Consider the following 20,159-nt stretch of genomic DNA (forward strand, 5'->3'; position numbering starts at 1 on the left):
GTAGGCACGCACCCTGCGGCTGCTGGACGCCCGACCGGAGCGGCTGGCCATGGGTGACTCTCCGGCGGCGGTGACCTCCTTTGGTCATCACCGACGGCTGGGTGCAGTTGTCTCGCCAGCGGAGACCGGGCGGTCTCCGCTGGCGGCGCGGCCGGACGAACCGACCAAAATGATGCTGTTCCGTTACGCGATCTATGTTGTGCGCTTAGCCTGCGCTGGTCGGGCAATATGAGCCTGTAAGGCGAGGCTAGGTCTCGGAAGGCCCTCCGGTCAAGGACTCATGATCAAAACAGGCCAACAGAGGGCGTTCGTACGGTCACCCGCCGGTGATAGGAATTCCCTACAAGCACGGACATAACAGACGGGAAACCGCGTGGCGTAGCCCGACGGTGGACTCCCCCGCCACCGGCGTGGACATCAGCCGTCGACCCCACCCTCGGCGGCCAACGCGTCCGCGTCGATGCCGTCGGCGAACTCGGCCGCCTCGGCGCTCCGCTCCGCCACCGCGTCCTTCACCACCCGGAACGCCAGACCCGGCGGATAACCCTTGCGGGCGAGCATCCCCACCATCCGCCGGAACACCGCCTCCGGCTCACCACGCGCCGAACGCAGCTTCCGCCGGACCAGGTCACGGGCCGTCTCCTCCTCGGTGCTCTCGTCCAGCTCGTCGAGGGCCGCGCTGGCGACCTCGCCGTCCACCCCCCGGTGACGCAACTCCTGGGCGAGCGCCCGACGGGCCAGCCCCCGGCCGGCGTGCCGACTGGAGACCCAGGCCCGGGCGAAGGCGGCGTCGTCGATGATGCCGACCTCGTCGTACCGGTCCAGCACCTCGGCGGAGACCTCGGCGGAGACGCCCCGACGGGCCAGCGCCCCAGCCAGCTCCGCACGGGTACGCGGCCGGACCGCGAGCTGCCGAAGGCAGATCTCCCGGGCCACCTCCGCCTCGTCCCGGGGCGGCGGCCCCGCCGCGCCGACGCCGTCGATACCGTCGGCGGCCGGCCCGTCGGCGGGATGGGGACCGTCGGTCACGCCGTCGGCGGGACCTGAGCCGTCGGGGCCGCCCCGGCGGGACCGGCGGGGACGCGGTGAGGTGTCAGGGGTGTCACCCGATCGGGGCGGAACGGCGTCCCAGCCCCGACCCGAACGGGCGCGTCGACCGGCCACCGGATCAGAAGTCGACCGGCGGCAGCTCCGGACCACCGGCGGCGTCGCCCGCCCCGGCGCCGACGCCGAGCTTCTCCAGGATCTTCTTCTCGATCTCGGCGGCCACGTCCGGGTTCTCCCGGAGGAACTCGCGGGCCTTCTCCTTGCCCTGGCCGAGCTGGTCACCGTCGTAGGTGTACCAGGCGCCGGACTTGCGGATGATCGCCTGCTCGACGCCGACGTCGATCAGCGAACCCTCCCGGGAGATGCCCTTGCCGTACATGATGTCGAACTCGGCCTGCTTGAACGGCGCGGCGACCTTGTTCTTCACGACCTTGACCCGGGTGCGGTTACCGACCACGTCGGTGCCGTCCTTGAGGCTCTCGATCCGGCGGACGTCCAACCGCACCGACGCGTAGAACTTCAGCGCCCGCCCACCGGTGGTCGTCTCAGGGCTGTTGTGCACCATGACGCCATCGACGAAGTAGTTGTGGTTGCCATCCACCTCGATGTCGAACCGGTTCATCGAACGCGTCTTCGGCTTGACCCGGACGTCGATCACGCGGGCCGGCACCGGACGCAGCTCCGCCGGCACGAACTGCGGCTCGACCACGCATCGCCCACGGAAGCGCGGCAGCAGCTTCTCCTCCATCGCGGCGGGCACAAAGGGGGCGATCAGATCATGGAACACCGCCGAGGCCGCGGTGGTGAACTGAATGATCGACGTCTGACGGGCACCTCGGGAAACCAGCTTCACGTCCAGTCCGTACGCGTCGCGCAGGTGCTCGACCAGTCGGAGACGGCTGCCTTCCGCCATTGCCTCGACACAGATCTCGATCCGTCCGGAGCCACCCTCCGTGCGCTCCTGTACGCCCTTGGAACGCAGCGTGAAGCAACCATCGTCCATGTACCACACGGCGAGGGCCAATGGGGTCAGCGCCTTGAGGTAGTCCCAGCTGAGGTGTTTCCTGCCATCTCCCAGATAGACGGCGCGGCGCAGCTCGTCCAGCTCCGGCAGAGGGGTGAAATCGGCGAAGACCGCGCCCCGGGAGTCCACTCGCCGGCTGTGCGCGATGTTGTCGAGCAGGGAGAGCTTCCAATCGAGATAGGCGGCCTGCGCGCTGCCATGGCCGAGCCGGAACCGGACCCCCGACCGGTCACGCCGGTTCGGAGAGAGAGCGCCGTCGCCCATCAGCGAGCCGAGCACCACCTGCCACTGCTGCTCACTGAGCCGACGCTGCTCGGTGAGCATGACGCGGTCACCAGCGATCAGCTCGCCTGCCTCCCGCCAACCGCCGGGCGTGCGGACCAGGTGGTTGGGCGTGGCGGCGAACTGAGCCCGCCCGTTGCCGCCCGACTTGGCGACGGTGAACTGAAGGAACTGCTCCGCCGGACCGTTGTTGAACCAGTTGGTGATCCGCTTGGGCTCCACCCGGTCGGTCTCCGGATCGTAGGAGAGCACCTCGACGTTCATCCGCTGGTTGACGATCTTGCCGATCTTCTCCTGGGTGCCGTCCGCGAGGGTGACCCGGGTCGAGTACGACATGCACCCGAACATGACGCCGATCTTCTCGCGGAGCTGGTTGATGAAGATCGCGGTGGTGCCGGTGTTGTTGAGCACGCCGGTGATCTTCCGCAGCGCCTGGCTCATCAGCCGGGCCTGGAGGCCGACGTGGCTGTCGCCCATCTCGCCCTCGATCTCGGCGCGCGGCACCAGGGCGGCCACCGAGTCGATCACGATGATGTCGAGCGCGCCGGAGCGGACCAGCATGTCCGCGATCTCCAGGGCCTGCTCACCGGTGTCGGGCTGGGAGACCAGCAGGGCGTCGGTGTCCACGCCGAGGGCCTTGGCGTACTCGGGGTCGAGCGCGTGCTCGGCGTCGACGAAGGCGGCGATGCCGCCGTTGCGCTGCGCGTTGGCGACCGCGTGCAGGGCGACCGTGGTCTTACCGCTGGACTCGGGACCGTAGATCTCGACGACCCGCCCGCGCGGCAGGCCACCCACGCCGAGCGCCACGTCGAGCGCGATCGAGCCGGTGGGGATGATCGCGGTCTGGACGACCGGGCGCTCCCCGAGGCGCATCACCGAGCCCTTGCCGAACTGCTTGTCGATCTGCGCGAGAGCAAGGTCGAGTGCCTTCTCCCGGTCGGGCGTTGCCGCCATGGTTACCCCTGCCTTCGCCGGCGTCTTTGCTGAGCTTCTCGTCACGCGGACACGCTAGGCGCTGGGTCCGACAGAAAACCAGCCGACCGGCCGTGGCCTGTGGACAAGCACCCCGCTGTGGACAATAGCCGAACAGGTGTACGAGACGACAAGCGACACTCGGGAGGGGCGAAACAGCAGCTCAGCGTAGCCGCACGGGCACCCGGTCCGGGTACGCGGCGCACACCGCCCGCCACACCACGTGGGTCTGCTCACCCGCGGCGAGCGCCTGCTCGACGGTCCGTCCACCGAGTTGGGAGAGGACCTGGTCGCGGGCGATGCTGGCGGCGTAACCGGGCCCGAAGGCCTCCTCCAGCCGGCTCCAGAAGTCGGTCAGCCGCATGTCGTACCCCCCGTGTCACTTCGTCTGCGGCGTGCCCGTCGCCGCCGGCCGCAACGCTAGCGCCACCAGGGGGGTCACCGCGACCGCCGCGAGCAGGGTGAGGACGGGGTAACCGGCGACCTGCATGACGAACCCGCTGGCCGCGCCAGCGACCGCCCCGGCCAGGCCCATGGTCAGGTCGGAGAGCCCCTGGACGGTGGGCCGCTCGGCCACCGGCACCGACTCCGACAGCAGGGTGGAGCCGGCCACCATGGTGCCCGACCAGCCGAGCCCGAGCAGGACCAGACCGACCGAGAGCGGCCCGGTGTGGTGCCCGGCGGTCCCGGCCACCGCGCAGGCGGCGAGGAGCACCCCGGCGGCGGCGAGGATCACCGGCCGGCGACCGATCCGGTCGGTGAGCCAGCCGACGACCGGCGCGAAGGCGTACATGCCGGCGATGTGCAGGCTCAGCACGATGCCCACCACCCGCAGCACGTCGGCGTCGTGGTGGTACTCGCCGAGGCGTACCGGGGTCATCGCCATCACCGCGATCATCACCAGGTGGCCCACGGCGACCGCGACGATGGCGAGCCGGGCGGCCGGCCGCTGCCGTACGGTCCGCCAGGCGGAGCGCAGGCCGGCGGCGCGCGGCCGGGCGGCCGGTCCGCCCGACGCCGAGGCGGTGGCCGGGCCCGGCGCAACGGGGACGCCCGCCGGGCCGGTGGGCGCCGAGGAGGGCGGGGCGTCGGCGTCGGCCGGGGGCGGCGGACCGGCTGCGGCGAGCCGGCGGGCGGTGAGCAGTGGGTCCGGACGCAACAACGCGAAGAGCACCACGGCGGCGAGGACGAAGGCGACGGCGCTGAACGCGAACGGCCCGGCCAGTGCGGGCAGCCCCCAGCGGCCGGTGGTGGCGTCGGCGAGGGCGGCGAAGTTCGGGGCGGCGACCGCGCCGATGGTGGTGGCCCAGACGATCAGGGAGAGTTGTCGCCCGCGACGGGTCGGGTCGGCCAGGTCCACGGCGGCGTACCGGGCCTGGAGGTTGGCGGCGCTGCCGCCGCCGAAGAGCAGCATGCCGACGAAGAGCAGCGGCACCGAGCGGGCGGCCGCGGCGGCCACCACCAGCACGCCGCCGACCGCGCCGGTGAGGTACGCCAGGACCAGGCCGGGCCGCCGGCCGTACCCGCTCATCACCCGGGTGATCGGGACGGCGAGCAACGCGCCGCCGACCACGGCCGCGCTCTGGGTCAGGCCGGCGACGGCCGCGCCGGCGATCCGTTGGGCGAGCAGCGCGCCCACCGAGATCCCGATGGTGACCCCGATGCCGCCGATGATCTGGGTGGCGAAGAGCAACCGCAGGGTACGCCGCTGGATCGGCGCCACGTCGGTACGCGTGCCGGTGGGGGCGGTGAGGTGGGTGGTCAACGGTGTCTCCTCGACCTCGGGGGCGCCCCTATCCTGGCGCACCCGGCCGCAGGCGTGGGGCCCCGGCCGGTGTTCCGACAGTCGGTCAACCGGCGAGGGCCCGGGAGGCGACGGTGAGGTCGGCGACCAGCCCCTGGTAGGCGATCTCCTGGTTGTCGGCGCGCAACACGGCCGAGGGGTGGATGGTGGCCAGGAGCCGGGCCGGCGGGGCGTCGGCCACCCGGCCGGCGGAGTCGATCGGTACCCGGGTGAAGTCCTCGGGGCGCTGCGCCGCGGCGGGCCAGGGCAGCAGTTCCCCGCGCTGCCGGGTGACCCGGAAGCCCGGACCGAGCAGGGCCTTGGCGGCGGTGGCGCCGAGCACCACCACGATCTCCGCACGGAGCCGGGCGAACTCCGCCACCAGCCAGGGCCGGCAGGCGGTGATGTGCGCCCGGTCGGGCGTCTGGTGGATGCGTCGCCGGCCGCGCAGCTCGAACCGGAAGTGCTTCACCGTGTTGGTGAGGTAGAGCCGGCCGGGGTCGAGCCCGGCGTCGTCGACCGCGCGGCGGAGCACCCGGCCGGCGGGGCCGACGAACGGCAGGCCCTTCTGGTCCTCCAGGTCGCCGGGCTGCTCGCCGACGAGGACCACCCGGGCGTCCTCGCCGCCCCGGCCGAACACCGTCTGGGTGGCGTCCCGGTGCAGCTCACAGCCCTGACAGTCGGCGGCGGCGGCGCGCAGCTCGTCGAGCGTGTCGGCCCGGGGCGGGATGAACCGCTGGGCGCCGGGGGCGGTGTCGGTCTGTTCGGACATGGCGAGAGTTCTACCCGACGCGCCCGCCGTCACGCGGTGAACCCGCCGTCACGCGGTGAACCCGCCGTCACGCGGTGAACCCGCCGTCACGCGGTGAACCCGCCGTCACGCGGTGAACCCGCCCGATCGGGTGGGACGTGACGATCGGGCGATCGCGGCGGCGAGGGCGGGGATCTCGTCGTCGTCGAGCGTGCTGACCGTGATGCGTACCGCTGGTGGCGCGCCGATGCGGAAGTGGGCGCCGGGGGCGACGGACCAGCCGGCGTCCCGCAGCGCGGTGACCGCGGCGGTCTCGTCGGGCACCGGCAGCCAGACGTTGATGCCGCTGCGTCCGTGGCCGGTCAGGCCGTGGCCGGCGAGCGCGGCGAGCAGCGCGCCGCGTCGTCGTTCGTAGCTCTCCCCCGCCCGGTGGACCAGCGTCCTGGTGGCCGGGTCGGACCAGAGCTCCAGGACGAGGCGTTGCAGCAGGGTGGAGACCCAGCCGGAGCCGACCCGCATGCGGCCGGCCACCCGGGCCACCGTGGCCTCGTCGCCGGCGAGCACGGCCAGGCGCAGGTCGGGGCCGTAGGGCTTGCTGGCCGAGCGGAGGAAGGCCCAGGTCGGGGTCGCCCCGGCGAGCGGGCACAGCGGCGCCCGGGCCAGCTCGGCGGCGTGGTCGTCCTCGACGAGCAGGAGGTCGGGGCGGCCGGCGAGCAGGGCGCGCAGCGCGGCGGCCCGGTCGGCCGAGACGGCGGCGCCGGTCGGGTTCTGCGCCCGGCTGGTGACGATCATCGCCCGTACGCCGAGGGCCAGCGCGGCGCGGACGCCGGCTTCGGTCGGACCGTCGTCGTCGACCGGCACCGCGACCGGCCGTAGCCCCAGCGCGGCGACCAGGTCGAGCAGGTTCGCCCAGCCGGGGTCTTCCACCGCCACCGGGTCGCCGGGTCGCAGGTGGGTGGTGAGCAGGCGCTCGATGCCGTCGAGGGCACCACCGGTGACGGTGAGGTCGCCGGGTGGGACGCCGTCGGCGGCGAGCCGGCGGCGGGCGGCCCGGACCAGCTCGGGCAGCGCCCCGCCGGTCGGGTAGCCGGTCGGCGGGCCGAGGCGGTCGGCGAGCCGGGCGAGGTGCGGGCCGAGCGGCGGCAGCAGCCGGAGGTCGGGCTCGCCGAGGGAGACGTCGCGGTTGCCGGGGGCGGCGGGCGGGCGGGCGGGCCGGATGGCCACGGGTGGGCGGGGGCGGACCCGGGTGCCGTGCCGGCCGGCGGCGGCCACCAGCCCGCGCTGGCGGAGCTCCTGGTAGGCGCGGGCGACGGTGGCCGGGCTGACGGTGAGCGCGGCGGCCAGCGCGCGGACCGGAGGCAGGGTCGTCTCCGGTGGGAGCGCTCCGGCCCGGATGCCGGATTCGACGCTGGCCGAAATCTGGGCCGCCGTGCGACCGGTGATCTGATAACGTACTGCCACAATCAACGGATTGTACTAGCACTAAGGTGGGTTGTCACATGTACGCACCGACCGCCCGGACCACCGCCACCCGATCGCGGGATCGGATGAGCTACGACCGCCCCGCCGCGCACGCCGTGCTGGACGAGGCCTACCACTGCACGCTCGGGTTCGTCGTCGACGGCGAGCCACGCCTGCTGCCCACCCTGCACGTCCGGGTCGGTGAGACCCTCTACCTGCACGGCTCCACCGGCAGCCGCCCGCTGCTCGCCGCCCGGGGCCCGGCCGGGCTGCCGGTCTGCGTGAGCGTCACCCTGCTCGACGGCCTGGTCTACGGCCGTTCCCAGTTCCACCACAGCGCCAACTACCGCTCGGTGGTCGCGCACGGCGTCGCCCACCTGGTCGCCGATCCCGCCGAGAAGTCGACCGTGTTGACCGCCCTGGTGGAGAAGACCGGCGCCGGCCGCGCCGCGGAGAGCCGTCCGCCGAGCCGCCGGGAGCTGGCCGAGACGGCCGTGCTGGCGTTGCCGCTGGGTGAGGTCTCGGTCCGGGCCCGCGCCGGCGGCGTCCGGGACGAGCCGGCCGATCTCGCCCTGCCGCACTGGGCGGGGGTGCTGCCGCTCCGGCTGACGCCGGGCCGCCCCGAGCCGGACGCCGGGGTCACCGCCCCGGTCCCGGCCTACCTGCCGTCGTCGGTCGTCCCGGATGGCGCGCCGGGGTGAGTCCGCGTCGTCCACCGGGCCGTCGACGGGCCGGAACGGGACGGGTGGCCCGGTTCACCGGCCGCTGTGCTCCGGCGCGCGTCGGCGAGTGGCCGGAAGCACAGCGCCGGCTGCGAAAACGTGTTCACCGGGCGGGCCTGGTGGCGTCATGATGACCGGCGTGCTGGGCATCACCGACTTCTGGACCTTCGTGCTGGGCACCGTGGCCATCGTGCTGTTGCCCGGTCCCAACTCGCTCTTCGTGCTCTCCACCGCCGCGCGGCGCGGCGTGGGCGCCGGCTACCGGGCCGCCGCCGGCGTGTTCGTCGGCGACGCGGTGCTCATGGCGCTCTCCGCGGCCGGGGTCGCCTCGCTGCTCACCGCCTATCCGCCGCTCTTCATGCTGGTCAAGTACGCCGGCGCGGCGTATCTCGGCTACCTGGGGTTGACGATGCTGCGCGGCGCGTGGCGACGCTGGCGGCTCCGGCACGATCCGACCACCCCACGACTGATCGACAGCGCCGAGCCGGCGGCGTCGCGCACGCCCTTCCGACGGGCGTTGCTGGTCAGCGTCGTGAACCCGAAGGCGATCCTCTTCTTCATCTCGTTCTTCATCCAGTTCGTCGACCCGGCGTACGCGTGGCCGGCGCTGTCGTTCCTGGTGTTGGGCCTGGTCGTGCAGGTGACCAGCGCCCTCTACCTGACCACGCTGATCTTCGGTGGGGCGTTCCTGGCCACCCAGCTCCGGGCCCGTCGCCGCTTGGCGGCCACCGCCATCACCGGGGTCGCCGCGCTCTTCCTCGGCTTCAGCGTCAAGCTCGCCACCGCCACCGCCGGTTGACGCGGCGGCCCCCTGGCGGGCCTGCTCCGGGCCGGCCGACACGGGCCCGGGGCCGGTTGGGCAGGCGCCAAGCCGGCTGGGCAGGTGCCGAGCCGGCTGGGCAAAGCTCCGAGCCGGGCCGAGAGTGGCGCGTCCGGTCCGATCAGGTGCCGTCGCCGGCGCCACCGCCGATACCGGCGCCACCGGCGGTGCCGCCCAGCCCTTCGCCCGGGGCGACCGGGCGGTCCGGGGGGCGGCTGACATGGGCCGACCCGGTGATCCGGGCGGACCAGTGGGCGTGCGCCGCCGCGGCGGCGTGCCGGTTGATCGTCTCCCGCAGCCAGCCGTCCACCACGCTCACCCAGTCCCGCGCGGCGGCGTCGGCGTGCCACGCCTTGAACCGGCTGATGCTCTGGTGGGTCACGCCGGCCAGGGAGAGCCTGCGGTCCACCCAGAGGATCACCTCCAGGGTGGCGGGGTCCGCCACGAAGATCAGCTCCAGCTCGGTGATCGGGCCGGCGTAGAGCGGGCCCACCCAGTAGTTCAGCCGCTGATGCAACGGCAGGGTCTGGGCCACCCCGGGTAGCCGCCCCTCCTGCAGCCCCGCCTGCCGCAGCGAGAAGCCGAGAGTGTCCAGGGCGGCCAGCACGTGTTGCTGGGTGGGCAGCGGGTGCACGAACACCGGCACCATCGCGCCCTCGTCCCGCAGTGGGTCGACCGCCACCTCGGTGCGCAGTCCGGTCCGAAGGTTGAGCAGCGGCACCCCTCCGAAGATCGTCACCGGGGTCTCCCAGGGCAGCGGCAGGGCGAAGGGGATCGACCGGCGTCGCCCGGCGGGCAGTACGAACCCGCCGGCCACCGCCGCCTGGTGGAACTGCGTCAGGCGGCGGGGCGCCTCGGGGGCCACCGGCTCCACCGCGGCGACCAGCCCCAACCGGACGTGTCCGACCGGCACGTCGGCGGCGCCCGCGGTGAGCGTCACCCGCCCCGGCAGACGCAGGCCGGGGCGGGTGCTCGGATTGGTCACCGAGGTGTGCACGGTCAGCCCGGCGCCACCGGGCTCCGTCGACACCCCCGTGAACCGCATCGCCCTACCGCATCCGCCGCCCGCGCGGCACCGGGTCGGTCTCGTCGTCGAACTCGCCGATGACCTCCTCCAGGAGGTCCTCCAGGGCCACGAACCCGATCGGACGGGTCGGGCCGCCGCCGTTGCGTACCAGGGCGAGCTGCGCCTGCACGCCGCGCATCGCGGCCACCGCCTCGGTGACCGAGGCCGTGTCGGGCAGGGTGAACGCGTCGGACATCAGCTCCCCCGCGGTCGCCGTCCGGCCGGTCGTGACCGCCCGCACCGCCTCCCGTACGTGCACCAGGCCGACCACCTCGCCGGCCGGGTCCACCACCGCGAGGCGGGACCGGCCGCTGTCCCGGCTGACCGCCTCGATCCGCTCGGCGGACTCGTCCCGGGGGACCGTGACGATCTGCGCGAACGGCTCCATCACGTCGGCCACCTTGGTCTCCTGGAGCTCCAGCATGCTGGTCAGCATCTGGTGCTGCTCCGCGCCGAGCAGCCCGTGCTCGCGGGACTGCTCCAGCAGCATCCGCAGCTCGTCCGGGCCGTGCACCTGGGCGAGCTGGTCCTGCGGGTTCACCTTCGCCAGCCGCAGCATCGCGTTGGCGACCGCGTTGAGCAACGACAGCACCGGGCGGGCCACCCGGGCGAAGGCCCGGAACGGCAGGGCCAGCAGCAACGCCGAACGTTCCGCGTCGGTGATCGCCCACGACTTCGGGGCCATCTCGCCGACCACCAGGTGCAGGAAGGTGACCAGGCTCAACGCGAAGATCAGCGCGACGACGTGGCTGGCCGCGGTGGGCAGCCCGACCGCGTGCAGCAGCGGGCTGAGCAGGCGCTCGATCGCCGGCTCGGCGAGCGCGCCCAGGCCCAGCGTGCAGAGCGTGATGCCGAGCTGCGCGCCGGCCAGCATCAGGGAGAGTTCCCGGACGCCGTCCAGCGCCGCCCGGGCCGCCCGGCCCCCGCCCGCCGCGACCTGCTCCAACCGGTAGCGCTTGCTGGCGACCAGGGCGAACTCGGCGGCCACGAAGAAGCCGTTCAGGGCGAGCAGCACGACCGAGGTGATCAGCGCGAAACCGGTGCTCATGCGGCCACCTCGCTGGTGCCGATGACGCGCAGCCGAACCGAGTCGGCCACGTGCCGGTCCACGGCCAGCACCTCGACCAGGGCCCGTGGGGCGGCTTCACCGTCCTCGCCGGGCAGGCCGATCTCCAGCAGGTCACCCACCTCGGGGACCCGGCCCAGCTCCCGCATGACCAGCCCGGAGATGGTGTCGTACTCCGGCCCTTCGGGCAGCTCGATGCCGGTGCTGTCGGCCACCTCGTCGATCCGCCAGCGGGCCGGCACCACCCAGGACCCGTCCTCCTGCCGGGCCGGGGACCGCTCCGGCAGGTCGTCCTCGTCGAGGATCGGGCCGACCAGCTCCTCGGCGATGTCCTCCAGGGTGATCACCCCGGCGAAGCCGCCGTACTCGTCGACCACGCAGGCGAGCTGCCGGTGCCCGCTGCGGAGCCGGTCCAGCACCGTGGGCAGCGGCAGCGTCTCGGGCACCAGCAACGGCGGTACGGCCACCGCGCCCACCGGCGTCGTCGCCCGCTGCGCCGGGGGGACGCCGAGCACGTCGGAGATCCCGACCACGCCGATCAGGTCGTCGACGCCCTCGGCGCCGCGTACCGGGAACCGGGAGTGGCCGGTGTCCAGCAGCTCGACCACCCGGCTGACCGGTTCGTCGGCCCGTACGGTGTGCACGTCGACCCGGGGCACCATGGCCTCTCCCGCGGTCAGCTCCCGGAAGTCCAGCCCACGGTCGAGCAGGTCGGACATGGCGGCGTCGAGGTGGCCCTCCTGCCGGGACTCGGCGATGATCTTTTCCAGGTCCTCCGGGGTGGCGCCGCTGGGCAGCTCCTCGATCGGCTCGATGCCGATCCGGCGGAGCAGCCGCACGGCGGCCCGGTCGAACAGCTTGATCAGCGGGCCGGCCACGGCGAGGTAGATCAGGGTGGAGCGGCTCAGCGCCCGGGCCAGCGGCTCGGCGCGGGCGATGGCGAGGTTCTTCGGGGCGAGCTCGCCGAGCACCATCTGCACCACTGTCGCGATGACCAGGGCCAACGCCACCGACAGCGGCAGGCTGACGGTGGTCGAGAGGCCGGCGACGCCGAGCAGCTCGGCGAGGCCCGCGCCGAGGTACGGCTCGGCGACGTACCCGACGAGCAGGGCGGTGACGGTGATCCCGAGCTGGGCGCCGGAGAGCATGAAGGACAGCCGGCCGGTCACCTGGAGGGCGCGGACGGCGGCCTGGTCGCCGTCGTCGGCGAGCTGCTTGAGCTTGCCCCGGTCGACGGCGACGTAACCGAACTCCTGGGCCACGAAGTAGCCCGTGGCGGCGGTCAGGACGGTGATCAGAACGAGTCCGACAGCGATCAACACGGGAGGCTCAGGGCTCCTCGGGACGCTGCGGAACGGGAAGGCCGGGTCGTACCCGGCCGGCTACTGCTGCCCTCCTGGGCAGAAGAGTCGATCATGGTGCCATTTTATCGGCAGCCGCTGAACGCCGCCTGGATGTCGCCGACTCGTGGCCGGACGGGTCCGCCGGGACGCCACCGCCCGGCGGGCGGGTCCGCCACACCGGCCACGCCCGGCGGACGATCCGGGTCCGCCTGCCGTCCGGCCGGGCCTGGAGGGGTGACGTCGGAGGATCGTCCGGTCTGTCGGGAACGGGACAGCGGATCGGTCGCAGATCCATCAGCAGGAACGGGAATCAGCCCCTTCTCCGACGGCAGGCGACTCGTTGACCAGAACGGCCGACAGAAGTCGGAGAGCCGCTTCCGTGACGAGCGGGACGCCAGGCGCCCACGACGACGGTACGGCGATGCTGGACGGCACCGGTCCGTCGTCGTCGCCACCACGGGAAAGGACGTTCACGTGCCGGTCGGAATCACTTCTCTCACTGTCACGATCGTGGCGGCGGCTGCCGCCCTGACACCCGCCGGGCCGGCCGCGACAGTCCCCCTCGGCACCGCTGTCACCAGGGCGCCGGCCCTGACCGCCCCGCCCAGCCGGAGCCCCGGACCCCCCGGACGCCTCGGTGAAGAGTTCGTCATCCAGTCGTGCCACGGCGACGCCGTGGTCTTCGAGGTGGACGTCGACACCCTGGAATGGCCCGGTACCGGCTGGGCCTGGACGACCGCCTCGTGCCGGGACGTCAACATCAGGCCGGGCACCGGCGTCAACGCGCGGGTGTGCTTCCGGAAGACAGGGTCCTGCAACAGTTGGAAGTGGGCGCCTGCTGGTTCGTGGAAGGTGATCGCCACGGACGTCATCGACGGCACCGCGTTCCACCTCCAGTTCGATCGCCACAGCACCGGACGGGCCGCCTTCTGAGCGTTCCCGAGCGACCGGGCAGCGGGACGGACAGGGCGACCGGGCGGGCCGGGCGACCGGGCGGGCCGGGCGACCGGGCGGGCCGGGCGACGGATCAGGCCAACTCGTCGATGTCGAGCAGTTCGTGGTTGAGCCGACCGGACCGGTACGCGGCGCGGGCGATCAACTGGGCCGTGATCGGGGCGGTGGCGAGTTGGAAGAGCATGACCAGCAGGATCATGCCCAGCGCGGTGACGCTGCGCAGGCGGGCCGCCAGCCCCAGCATGATCAGCAGCACTCCGAGCACCTGCGGCTTGGTGACCGCGTGGATGCGGTCCAGGGTGCTCGGCAGGCGCAGCACCCCGATCCCGGCGGCCAGGCTGAGCAGCGCCCCGGCCAGCAGGCAGACGCCCGCCAGCAGGTCCGCCACCCCGATCACGCTCGGCAGGCCGGCCGCTTCGTCGCCGGTCACGGTTTTCCCCCGGCGGCGAAGCGGACCAGCGCCACCGTGCCGAGGAAGCCGAGCAGGGCCAGCACCACCAGCACCGGCAGGGTGGTGGCGCGGCGGTGCACGGCCGCCTCCGCGCCCACCGCGGCGACCATCGTGGCGAGCAGCAGCTCGGTGGCGACCAGCCGGTCCAGCAGGGACGGTCCGCGCACCATCCGGGCGAGGGCGAGCAGCACGGCGCCGCACAGCAGCGCGGTGAGGGTGACGGTCAGCAACGGACTCATCAGGCGGATCCTTTCTCGACAGGACGGGACGCCAGCAGGCGGACCTCGGCGCTGGAGCCGACGGCCCGCACGATGCGCCGTTCGACGTCCCGGACGCGCTGCCGGCTGCCGCTCAGGTCCTCGGGGGCACGGACGTCGAAGACGTGGACGTAGAGCACCCCGGAGTTCCGGTCCACTTCGAGGACGAGCGTGCCCGGCACCAGGGAGACCACCTCGGCGGTGAGGGCGAGGTTCAGGTCGGTGCGTACCCGCAGCTCGGCTGCGATGATCGCGCTGCGCGGCCGGTACCCGGGCCGGACGGCCGTCCAGGCGACGTGCACGCTGGCCCGGACCAGCTCGCCGACGAACCGCGTCACGAAGGCCAGCAGCGCGCCGGGGCGCAGCCGGGCCTCAAGGGTGACCGGGGGCAGCGGAAAGAACACCAGCACGATGATCGCGACGAGCGCTCCGCCGAGCACGTTGCCCAGGTGGAACCGTCCCCAGAGCAGGTTCCACAGCAGCACCATCCAGCCCGCCGCGATGATCTGTTCCCGCCAGCCGCCCGGCCCGCGTACCGGAGGGGCGTCGGCCGTGGTCGGCGGGCCGGGCGGGGAGCCGTCAGCGGCGGACGACGGGCCGGATGGGGAACCTCCGGCCGTGGGCGACGGGCCGGGTGGGGGGCCCGCGGCGGCGGACGAGGCGGCCGGCGGCGGCCCGCCGGCGGGTCCGGCCGGGTCGTCGGGGCTCACGGCGCGCCGTCCGGGAAGACGGCCCGCACGTACGGGGTGCGACGGTTCAGGTCGGCCGCCGCGTCCGCGGTGACCGCGAAGATCGGCCCGGCGGCCACGGTGAGCGCCACGCCGAGGGCGACCAGCGCGAACGTCGAGGCGACCATCAGCGGGGGCAACCGGGTCGGCGGGTCGGCGGCGGCGAGCCGGGGTGACCGCCAGAAGGCGATGTTCCACACCCGGGAGGCGGCGTAGAGGGTGAGCAGGCTGGTCAGCGCCCCGGTGCCGATCAGCGCCCAGGGCAGTGGGCCGCCGGCCTGCGCGGCGGCCTGGAAGAGACCGAGTTTGCCGAGGAAGCCGGGGAACGGTGGCACCCCGGCGAGGTTCATCGCGGGGAGGAAGAACAGCGCGGCGAGCAGCGGGGCGACCCGGGCCAGGCCGCCGAGCCGACGCAGGTCGGTGCTGCCGGCGCGCTGCTCCACCAGGCCGGCGGCGAGGAAGAGCGTGGTCTGCACGGTGATGTGGTGCACCACGTAGAAGATCGCCCCGGTGAGTCCGGCCACCGTGCTCAACGCGATCCCGAAGATCATGTAGCCGATGTGGCTGACCAGGGTGAACGACAGCAGCCGCTTCAGGTCGGACTGGGCGACCGCGCCGAGGATGCCGACCAGCATGGTCGCCCCGGCCACCACGATCAGGACGCCGTCGACCTGGCCACCGGGGAAGAGCAGGGTCTCGGTACGGATGATCGCGTACACGCCGACCTTGGTGAGCAGGCCGGCGAAGACCGCGGTGACCGGGGCGGGCGCGGTGGGGTAGCTGTCCGGCAGCCACGCCGACAGCGGGAAGACCGCCGCCTTCACCCCGAAGGCGAGCAGCAGCACCAGGTGCAGGGCCAGGGCCAGCTCCGCCGGGAGCGTGTCGAGCCGGACGGTGAGCTGGGCCAGGTTGAGGGTTCCGGTGGCCGCGTAGACCAGCCCCGTCCCGCCCAGGAAGATCATCGAGGACAGCACGCTGACCACCACGTACGTCGAGCCGGTACGGATCCGCGCCTCGGTGCCGCCCAGCGTGATCAGCACGTAGCTGGCGGCCAGCAGCATCTCGAACGAGACGAAGAGGTTGAACAGGTCCCCGGCGAGGAAGGCGTTGGTGACGCCGGCGGTCAGCACCAGGTACGTCGGGTGGAAGATGCTCACCGGCGTGCCCTCGCCGAGGTCGGACTGCCCCTGACCGATGGAGTAGAGCAGCACGCAGAGCGTCACGGCCGCCGAGACGGTGATCATCAGTGCGGCCAACTGGTCGGCGACCAGCACGATGCCGACTGGCGGCGCCCAGCCGCCGATCCGGGCCACCACCGGCCCGTGGGCGTACGCCTGGACGAGCAGCACCGTCGACACGGTGAGCATGGCGACCAGCACGACCACGCTGACCGCCCGCTGCGCCCGGGCCCAGCGGCCCAGCAGCAGGGTCAGCGCGGCGCCCAGCAACGGCATCACCACCGGCAGCGGCACCAGGGACCTCACGGTCGTTCCTCCGGACCACCGGGGTCGCCGGCCGGCCCGCCGGACGACTCCCCGCCGCCGGAGCTCGTCGGGGTCGCGGCGTCCCGGTCGGCGAGCCCCACGACCTGCCGGTCCTCCGGGTCGTCGCGGACCTCGTCGTGGCCGGTGAGCAGCCAGCTCCGGTAGGCCACCGCGAGCAGGAAGGTGGCCAGCCCCAGGGTGATCACGATGGCGGTGAGGATCATCGCCTGCGGTAGCGGGTCGCTCATCCGCACGGTCGACGTGGTGCCCACCAGGGGCGCGTCCCCGGCCGGCCCGGCGAGCAGGATGAGCATGTTGACCCCGTTGCTGATCAGGATCACGCCCAGCACGATCCGGGACAGGCTGCGTTCCAGCAGCAGCATGACGCCGGTCGCGACGAGCACGCCGACCAGCGCCACCAGCACCAGGCTGGCGCCGTCGCCGGGGCCGGTCACGGCCGTTCCTCCCGGCGGTCGGCGGCCAGCGCGCCGACCCCGTCGCCACCGGTCTGCACCTGCCGGTCCACCTCGGCGCCGAGACTGCGCAGAACGTCCAGGGCCAGTCCGACCACGACCAGGTAGACGCCGACGTCGAAGAAGAGCGAGGTGACCAGGTAGCCGTCACCGACACCGGGCAGGCTGAACTCGATGCGGGCGCTGCCCAGCAGGTCGCCCAGCACGAGCAGGGCGACCACGCCGCTGCCCACGGCCAGCCCCAGCCCGGCGCCGAGCACCGTGCCGGCCCCGACCGGAGCGGCCTCCTCCAGCTCGTACCGGCCGCCGGCCAGGTAGCGCAGGCCCAGCCCGAGCCCGGCGACCAGGCCGCCGGCGAAGCCGCCGCCGGGGGCGTTGTGCCCGGAGAAGAGCAGGAACAGGGAGAACACCACGATGCTGTGGAACAGCACCCGGGTGATCACCTCCAGCACCAGCGCCCGGCTGCGTTCGCTCAACGTCGGCCCGCCCCGCAGCCAGACCCGCTGGCCGGGGGCCAGGGGTGGGCCGGCCGCGCCGCGTCGGCGGGGACGACGCGCGCCACGGGACCGCTCGAAGACCAGGCTCGCCACGCCGGTGGCGGCCACCACCAGCACCGCGATCTCGCCGAGGGTGTCCCAGGCGCGCAGGTCGACCAGTGTCACGTTGACCACGTTGCGTCCGTACGCCTCTTCCACGGCGAGCCGGGGGAAGTCCACCGAGACGGGCGGCGCCCGCCGGTGCGCCACCGCGGCGGCGGCCAGCGCCGCCAGCACGACCCCGGCGCTCACCCCGATCGCGCGCCGGGCCCACCGGCTGCGCCGGTGCGGCCGGGCCGAGAATCGGGGCGGGAGGCGGCGCAGCGCCAGCACGAACAGCACGATGGTGGCCGTCTCGACGAGGATCTGGGTCAATGCCAGGTCGGGCGCGCCGTGCAGCACGAAAATCATCGAGGAGCCGTACCCGGTGACGCCGACCAGCAGCATCGCGGTCAACCGGCGGCGGGCGGCCACCGCGAGCACCGCCGCCACCGCGACGACCACCGCGACAACCAGTTGCGCCGGGCCGTCCCACAGCCGGTCGGGCAGCGGCCACGGACGCAGCAGCAGCACCGCGCTACCCGGCAGCGCCACCAGGACGGCCAGCACGGTGCCGAGGTACTGCGGCAGGGAGCCGCGTTGGATCCGCGCGGTCACCTCGACCGCCGCCCGGTCGAAGACGTGTGTCACCCGCTCGTAGCGTCCCGCCTCGGAGCCGGGCAACCGCAGCCGGGTCACCAGCGGGGTCGGGATGTCCCGGCGCAGGAGTCCGAGGAACAGGGCCGCGCCGCCGGCCAGCACCACCACCGACCAGCCCAGGGCGGGCGTCACCCCGGCCCAGAGCGCCAACCCGTGCCCGACGCCGGGAAACCGCTCGGCGTACGGGGCGAGCAGCGACCCGACCGGCCCGGCCAGCGGAGCGAGGAGCAGACCGGCCCCGGCCAGCAGCGCCGGCGGAGCCACCAGCGCCCACGCCGGCCGGTGGACGGGCCGCACCGGCACGCCGGGCCGGTCGGCGAACGCCCCCCAGAGGAACCGGGCGCTGTACGCGACGGTGAACGCCGAGCCGACCACCACGACGGTGAGGGTCAGCGGCTCGTCGGCGACGGCGTACAGGACGGCTTCCTTGGCGACGAACCCGAACAGCGGCGGCGCCCCCGCCATCGACGCGGCGGCGAGCGTCGCCACCACGGCGAGCAGCGGCAGCCGTCGCCGCAGGCCGGTCAGCTCCCGCAGGTCCCGGGTGCCGGTGGCGTGCTCGACCGCCCCGACGACCAGGAACAGCGCCGACTTGAACAGGGCGTGGGCCAGCAGCATCGCCGACCCGGCCAGCGCGGCCGTCCGGGTTCCCGCGCCGGTCACCGCGACGAGCAGCCCGAGCTGGCTGATCGTGCCGTACGCGAGGAGCAGCTTGAGGTCGGTCTGGCGCAGCGCCGCCCAGCCGCCGACGACCAGGGTGGCGAGCCCGGCCACGGTGGTGACCGGCCGCCACGGCGGGGTGTGCGCCAGCACCGGCGACAGCAGGGCGACCAGGTAGACGCCGGCCTTCACCATCGCCGCCGCGTGCAGGTACGCGCTGACCGGGGTGGGCGCGGCCATCGCCGTGCGCAGCCAGCCGCTGAACGGCAGGACCGCCGACTTGGCCAACGCGCCGGTGAGGATCAGCAGCACGGCGACGGTCAGGTAGCCGCCGGCCGGCGGCGTGGCGGTGATCTCCGACCAGCGGTACGTGCCGGTCCGCTCGGCGAGCAGGACGAAACCGACGAGCATCGCCAGCCCGCCCAGGGTGGTGACGGTCAGCGCCTGCGCGGCGGCCCAGCGGGCGGCGCGGCGTTCCGGGTGGTGTCCGATCAGCAGGTACGAGCAGACCGTGGTGAGTTCCCAGCAGACGTAGAGCAGGAGCAGGTTGTCGGCGAGGACCAGGCCCAGCATCGCCCCGGCGAAGGCGACCAGGACGCCGACGAACCGGCCCAGCCCCGGCTCGTCGGGGGCCAGGTAGCCGGCGCAGTAGACCAGCACCAGCGCGCCGACCCCACCGATGAGCAGCACCATCAGCCAGGACAGCGTGGTCATCCGCAGGGCGAGGTCGAGCTGGAGCTGACGTACCCAGGGACGGGTCTCGACCAGCGCGTCCCCGGCGCGGACGGTCGGGGTCCGGGTGAGCGCCCAGCCGAACGCGGCGGCGGGCGCGACGGCCAGCGGATAGCAGGCACGCGGACCCCACCACCGGACCAGCAGCGGCGCGAGCAGGGCCGCCACGAGGTGAAGGATCAGCAGTACGAGCACGCGCGCCCTCCCGGTAGCCGCCGTGCACGCGAGGCGCTCGGCTACCAGGGATCACACGTCAGATCAGGGCCCCTATGGGGTGTTTTGCGCAAATGCCCCACCGTTGATGCATCCGGCGCCGCCCGGCCACGCCTCGCGCCCCGGGGGACCTCAGGGGCGGGGAGCGGCCTGTTCGCGCTGCGCCTCGACGAGCAGGTCCGGCCGGCCGAGGTGCAGCGCCACCCGGTTGGCGAGCCGCTGCGCCGCGGCGAGCGAGCGCACCGAGAGCAACCGCCCACGGCTCTCCCGACGCAGGACGAAATAGTGCACGGCGGCCCGCACCTGGGCCCGGTCGGCCGCGCTGGCCTGGGCGGTCTGCGAGACCAGTTCCCGCAGAGACCGGGCGAGCCGCTCGGCCAGCTCCAGCTCCGGCCCGTGCAGGCCGAGGCGCACCACGGCGAGGTGTGTGTCGATCTTGCGGATGAGCACGTCGACGCCGGATTCGCCAGCGCGGTCCTCGGCGGTCATCCGGCTCCCTCCACCTGGCTGGACGCTGTCGGAGAAGTTACTGTATGTGCCAGCGTGCGAGCAAGCAGTTAAGTAAGACTTAATGCGCGATAGCCTTCATCTTGGCGTTTACCTACCGAGATCAGGGCAAGCAGGACCGGTGGGCG

At 73.6% G+C, this 20,159-nt stretch carries 18 protein-coding genes and 4 pseudogenes; 3 read left to right on the forward strand and 19 right to left on the reverse strand.

Features of this window, described 5'->3' with window-relative positions; genetic code table 11:
• Positions 1-417: 417 nt before the first annotated feature.
• The 9 genes and pseudogenes from O7606_RS10885 to O7606_RS10920 form a co-directional block, all read right to left on the reverse strand.
• Complete coding sequence (locus O7606_RS10885; protein ID WP_281598936.1) at positions 418-1,164, reverse strand: regulatory protein RecX; 747 nt, start codon at positions 1,162-1,164, stop codon at positions 418-420.
• 4 nt (positions 1,165-1,168) lie between these two features.
• Positions 1,169-1,426, reverse strand: coding sequence for a hypothetical protein (locus tag O7606_RS27610; RefSeq protein ID WP_348651163.1), 258 nt, complete (start codon positions 1,424-1,426; stop codon positions 1,169-1,171).
• A pseudogene (locus tag O7606_RS27615) lies at positions 1,418-1,760 on the reverse strand (recombinase RecA); the annotation flags it as partial. The pseudogene O7606_RS27615 and the gene O7606_RS27610, both read right to left, overlap by 9 nt.
• An 80-nt stretch (positions 1,761-1,840) precedes the next feature.
• Positions 1,841-2,701 (reverse strand): annotated as a pseudogene (locus O7606_RS27620) (recombinase RecA); the annotation flags it as partial.
• Positions 2,693-3,307 (reverse strand): annotated as a pseudogene (gene recA, locus O7606_RS10900) (recombinase RecA); the annotation flags it as partial. The pseudogenes O7606_RS27620 and recA, both read right to left, overlap by 9 nt.
• 181 nt (positions 3,308-3,488) lie before the next feature.
• Positions 3,489-3,689 (reverse strand): DUF3046 domain-containing protein, encoded by a 201-nt coding sequence (locus O7606_RS10905; RefSeq protein ID WP_281598937.1) that lies wholly within the window; start codon positions 3,687-3,689, stop codon positions 3,489-3,491.
• A 15-nt stretch (positions 3,690-3,704) separates the two neighbouring features.
• Positions 3,705-5,090 carry an MFS transporter gene (locus O7606_RS10910; RefSeq protein ID WP_281598938.1) on the reverse strand — a complete coding sequence of 462 codons (1,386 nt, stop codon included), beginning with the start codon at positions 5,088-5,090 and terminating at the stop codon, positions 3,705-3,707.
• Positions 5,091-5,175: 85 nt separating this feature from the next.
• A complete protein-coding gene (locus tag O7606_RS10915) occupies positions 5,176-5,913 on the reverse strand; it encodes a UdgX family uracil-DNA binding protein (RefSeq protein ID WP_281598939.1) in 738 nt (245 codons plus the stop codon).
• 72 nt (positions 5,914-5,985) lie between these two features.
• Positions 5,986-7,320 (reverse strand): aminotransferase class I/II-fold pyridoxal phosphate-dependent enzyme, encoded by a 1,335-nt coding sequence (locus O7606_RS10920; RefSeq protein ID WP_281598940.1) that lies wholly within the window; start codon positions 7,318-7,320, stop codon positions 5,986-5,988.
• 38 nt (positions 7,321-7,358) lie between these two features.
• Here O7606_RS10920 and O7606_RS10925 point away from each other — a divergent pair.
• Positions 7,359-7,994 (forward strand): annotated as a pseudogene (locus O7606_RS10925) (pyridoxamine 5'-phosphate oxidase family protein); the annotation flags it as partial.
• A gap of 175 nt (positions 7,995-8,169) precedes the next feature.
• On the forward strand, positions 8,170-8,841 hold the full coding sequence (leuE, locus tag O7606_RS10930) for a leucine efflux protein LeuE (RefSeq protein ID WP_281598941.1): 672 nt from the start codon (positions 8,170-8,172) through the stop codon (positions 8,839-8,841).
• 142 nt (positions 8,842-8,983) lie between these two features.
• Here leuE and O7606_RS10935 read toward each other — a convergent pair whose 3' ends face one another.
• Genes O7606_RS10935 through O7606_RS10945 form a run of 3 tightly spaced genes read right to left on the reverse strand, consistent with a single transcriptional unit; the run spans position 8,984 to position 12,316 of the window.
• On the reverse strand, positions 8,984-9,907 hold the full coding sequence (locus tag O7606_RS10935; protein ID WP_281598942.1) for a sporulation protein: 924 nt from the start codon (positions 9,905-9,907) through the stop codon (positions 8,984-8,986).
• A 4-nt stretch (positions 9,908-9,911) separates the two neighbouring features.
• Positions 9,912-10,976, reverse strand: coding sequence for a hemolysin family protein (locus tag O7606_RS10940; protein ID WP_281598943.1), 1,065 nt, complete (start codon positions 10,974-10,976; stop codon positions 9,912-9,914).
• Positions 10,973-12,316, reverse strand: coding sequence for a hemolysin family protein (locus tag O7606_RS10945; protein WP_281598944.1), 1,344 nt, complete (start codon positions 12,314-12,316; stop codon positions 10,973-10,975). Before O7606_RS10945 ends, O7606_RS10940 begins: the two co-directional genes overlap by 4 nt.
• 708 nt (positions 12,317-13,024) lie before the next feature.
• Here O7606_RS10945 and O7606_RS10950 point away from each other — a divergent pair.
• Positions 13,025-13,270, forward strand: coding sequence for a hypothetical protein (locus tag O7606_RS10950; RefSeq protein ID WP_281598945.1), 246 nt, complete (start codon positions 13,025-13,027; stop codon positions 13,268-13,270).
• Positions 13,271-13,364: 94 nt separating this feature from the next.
• Here the strand turns inward: O7606_RS10950 and mnhG are convergent, their stop codons facing one another.
• From mnhG to O7606_RS10985, 7 genes are all read right to left on the reverse strand, one after another.
• Entirely contained in the window at positions 13,365-13,721 is a 357-nt protein-coding gene (gene mnhG / locus O7606_RS10955; RefSeq protein WP_281598946.1) for a monovalent cation/H(+) antiporter subunit G, read from the reverse strand.
• Complete coding sequence (locus O7606_RS10960; RefSeq protein WP_281598947.1) at positions 13,718-13,981, reverse strand: monovalent cation/H+ antiporter complex subunit F; 264 nt, start codon at positions 13,979-13,981, stop codon at positions 13,718-13,720. The genes mnhG and O7606_RS10960 overlap by 4 nt, the downstream gene beginning before the upstream one ends.
• Positions 13,981-14,709 carry a Na+/H+ antiporter subunit E gene (locus tag O7606_RS10965; protein ID WP_281598948.1) on the reverse strand — a complete coding sequence of 243 codons (729 nt, stop codon included), beginning with the start codon at positions 14,707-14,709 and terminating at the stop codon, positions 13,981-13,983. The genes O7606_RS10960 and O7606_RS10965 overlap by 1 nt, the downstream gene beginning before the upstream one ends.
• The gene (locus O7606_RS10970; RefSeq protein WP_281598949.1) at positions 14,706-16,211 is read right to left on the reverse strand and encodes a Na+/H+ antiporter subunit D; all 1,506 of its coding nucleotides are present in this window, start codon (positions 16,209-16,211) and stop codon (positions 14,706-14,708) included. The genes O7606_RS10965 and O7606_RS10970 overlap by 4 nt, the downstream gene beginning before the upstream one ends.
• On the reverse strand, positions 16,208-16,594 hold the full coding sequence (locus O7606_RS10975) for a Na(+)/H(+) antiporter subunit C (RefSeq protein WP_281599610.1): 387 nt from the start codon (positions 16,592-16,594) through the stop codon (positions 16,208-16,210). Before O7606_RS10975 ends, O7606_RS10970 begins: the two co-directional genes overlap by 4 nt.
• Positions 16,595-16,662: 68 nt before the next feature.
• Positions 16,663-19,506: a Na+/H+ antiporter subunit A gene (locus O7606_RS10980; RefSeq protein ID WP_281598950.1), complete on the reverse strand. Its 2,844-nt coding sequence runs from the start codon at positions 19,504-19,506 to the stop codon at positions 16,663-16,665.
• A gap of 150 nt (positions 19,507-19,656) precedes the next feature.
• Positions 19,657-20,013, reverse strand: coding sequence for a hypothetical protein (locus O7606_RS10985; RefSeq protein WP_281598951.1), 357 nt, complete (start codon positions 20,011-20,013; stop codon positions 19,657-19,659).
• Between the last annotated feature and the right edge of the window lie 146 nt (positions 20,014-20,159).

The organism is Micromonospora sp. WMMD882 (assembly GCF_027497255.1).
Lineage (GTDB): Bacteria > Actinomycetota > Actinomycetes > Mycobacteriales > Micromonosporaceae > Micromonospora.

Excerpts from the sequence above, each read along its gene's own strand:
- O7606_RS27610 (WP_348651163.1), bottom strand. The coding sequence starts at position 1,426 with ATGTACGGCAAGGGCATCTCCCGGGAGGGTTCGCTGATCGACGTCGGC.
- O7606_RS10905 (WP_281598937.1), bottom strand. The coding sequence starts at position 3,689 with ATGCGGCTGACCGACTTCTGGAGCCGGCTGGAGGAGGCCTTCGGGCCC.
- O7606_RS10985 (WP_281598951.1), bottom strand. The coding sequence starts at position 20,013 with ATGACCGCCGAGGACCGCGCTGGCGAATCCGGCGTCGACGTGCTCATC.
- O7606_RS10940 (WP_281598943.1), bottom strand. The coding sequence starts at position 10,976 with ATGAGCACCGGTTTCGCGCTGATCACCTCGGTCGTGCTGCTCGCCCTG.
- O7606_RS10960 (WP_281598947.1), bottom strand. The coding sequence starts at position 13,981 with ATGAGTCCGTTGCTGACCGTCACCCTCACCGCGCTGCTGTGCGGCGCC.
- O7606_RS10935 (WP_281598942.1), bottom strand. The coding sequence starts at position 9,907 with ATGCGGTTCACGGGGGTGTCGACGGAGCCCGGTGGCGCCGGGCTGACC.
- O7606_RS10975 (WP_281599610.1), bottom strand. The coding sequence starts at position 16,594 with ATGCTGCTGCTGGAACGCAGCCTGTCCCGGATCGTGCTGGGCGTGATC.
- leuE (WP_281598941.1), top strand. The coding sequence starts at position 8,170 with ATGATGACCGGCGTGCTGGGCATCACCGACTTCTGGACCTTCGTGCTG.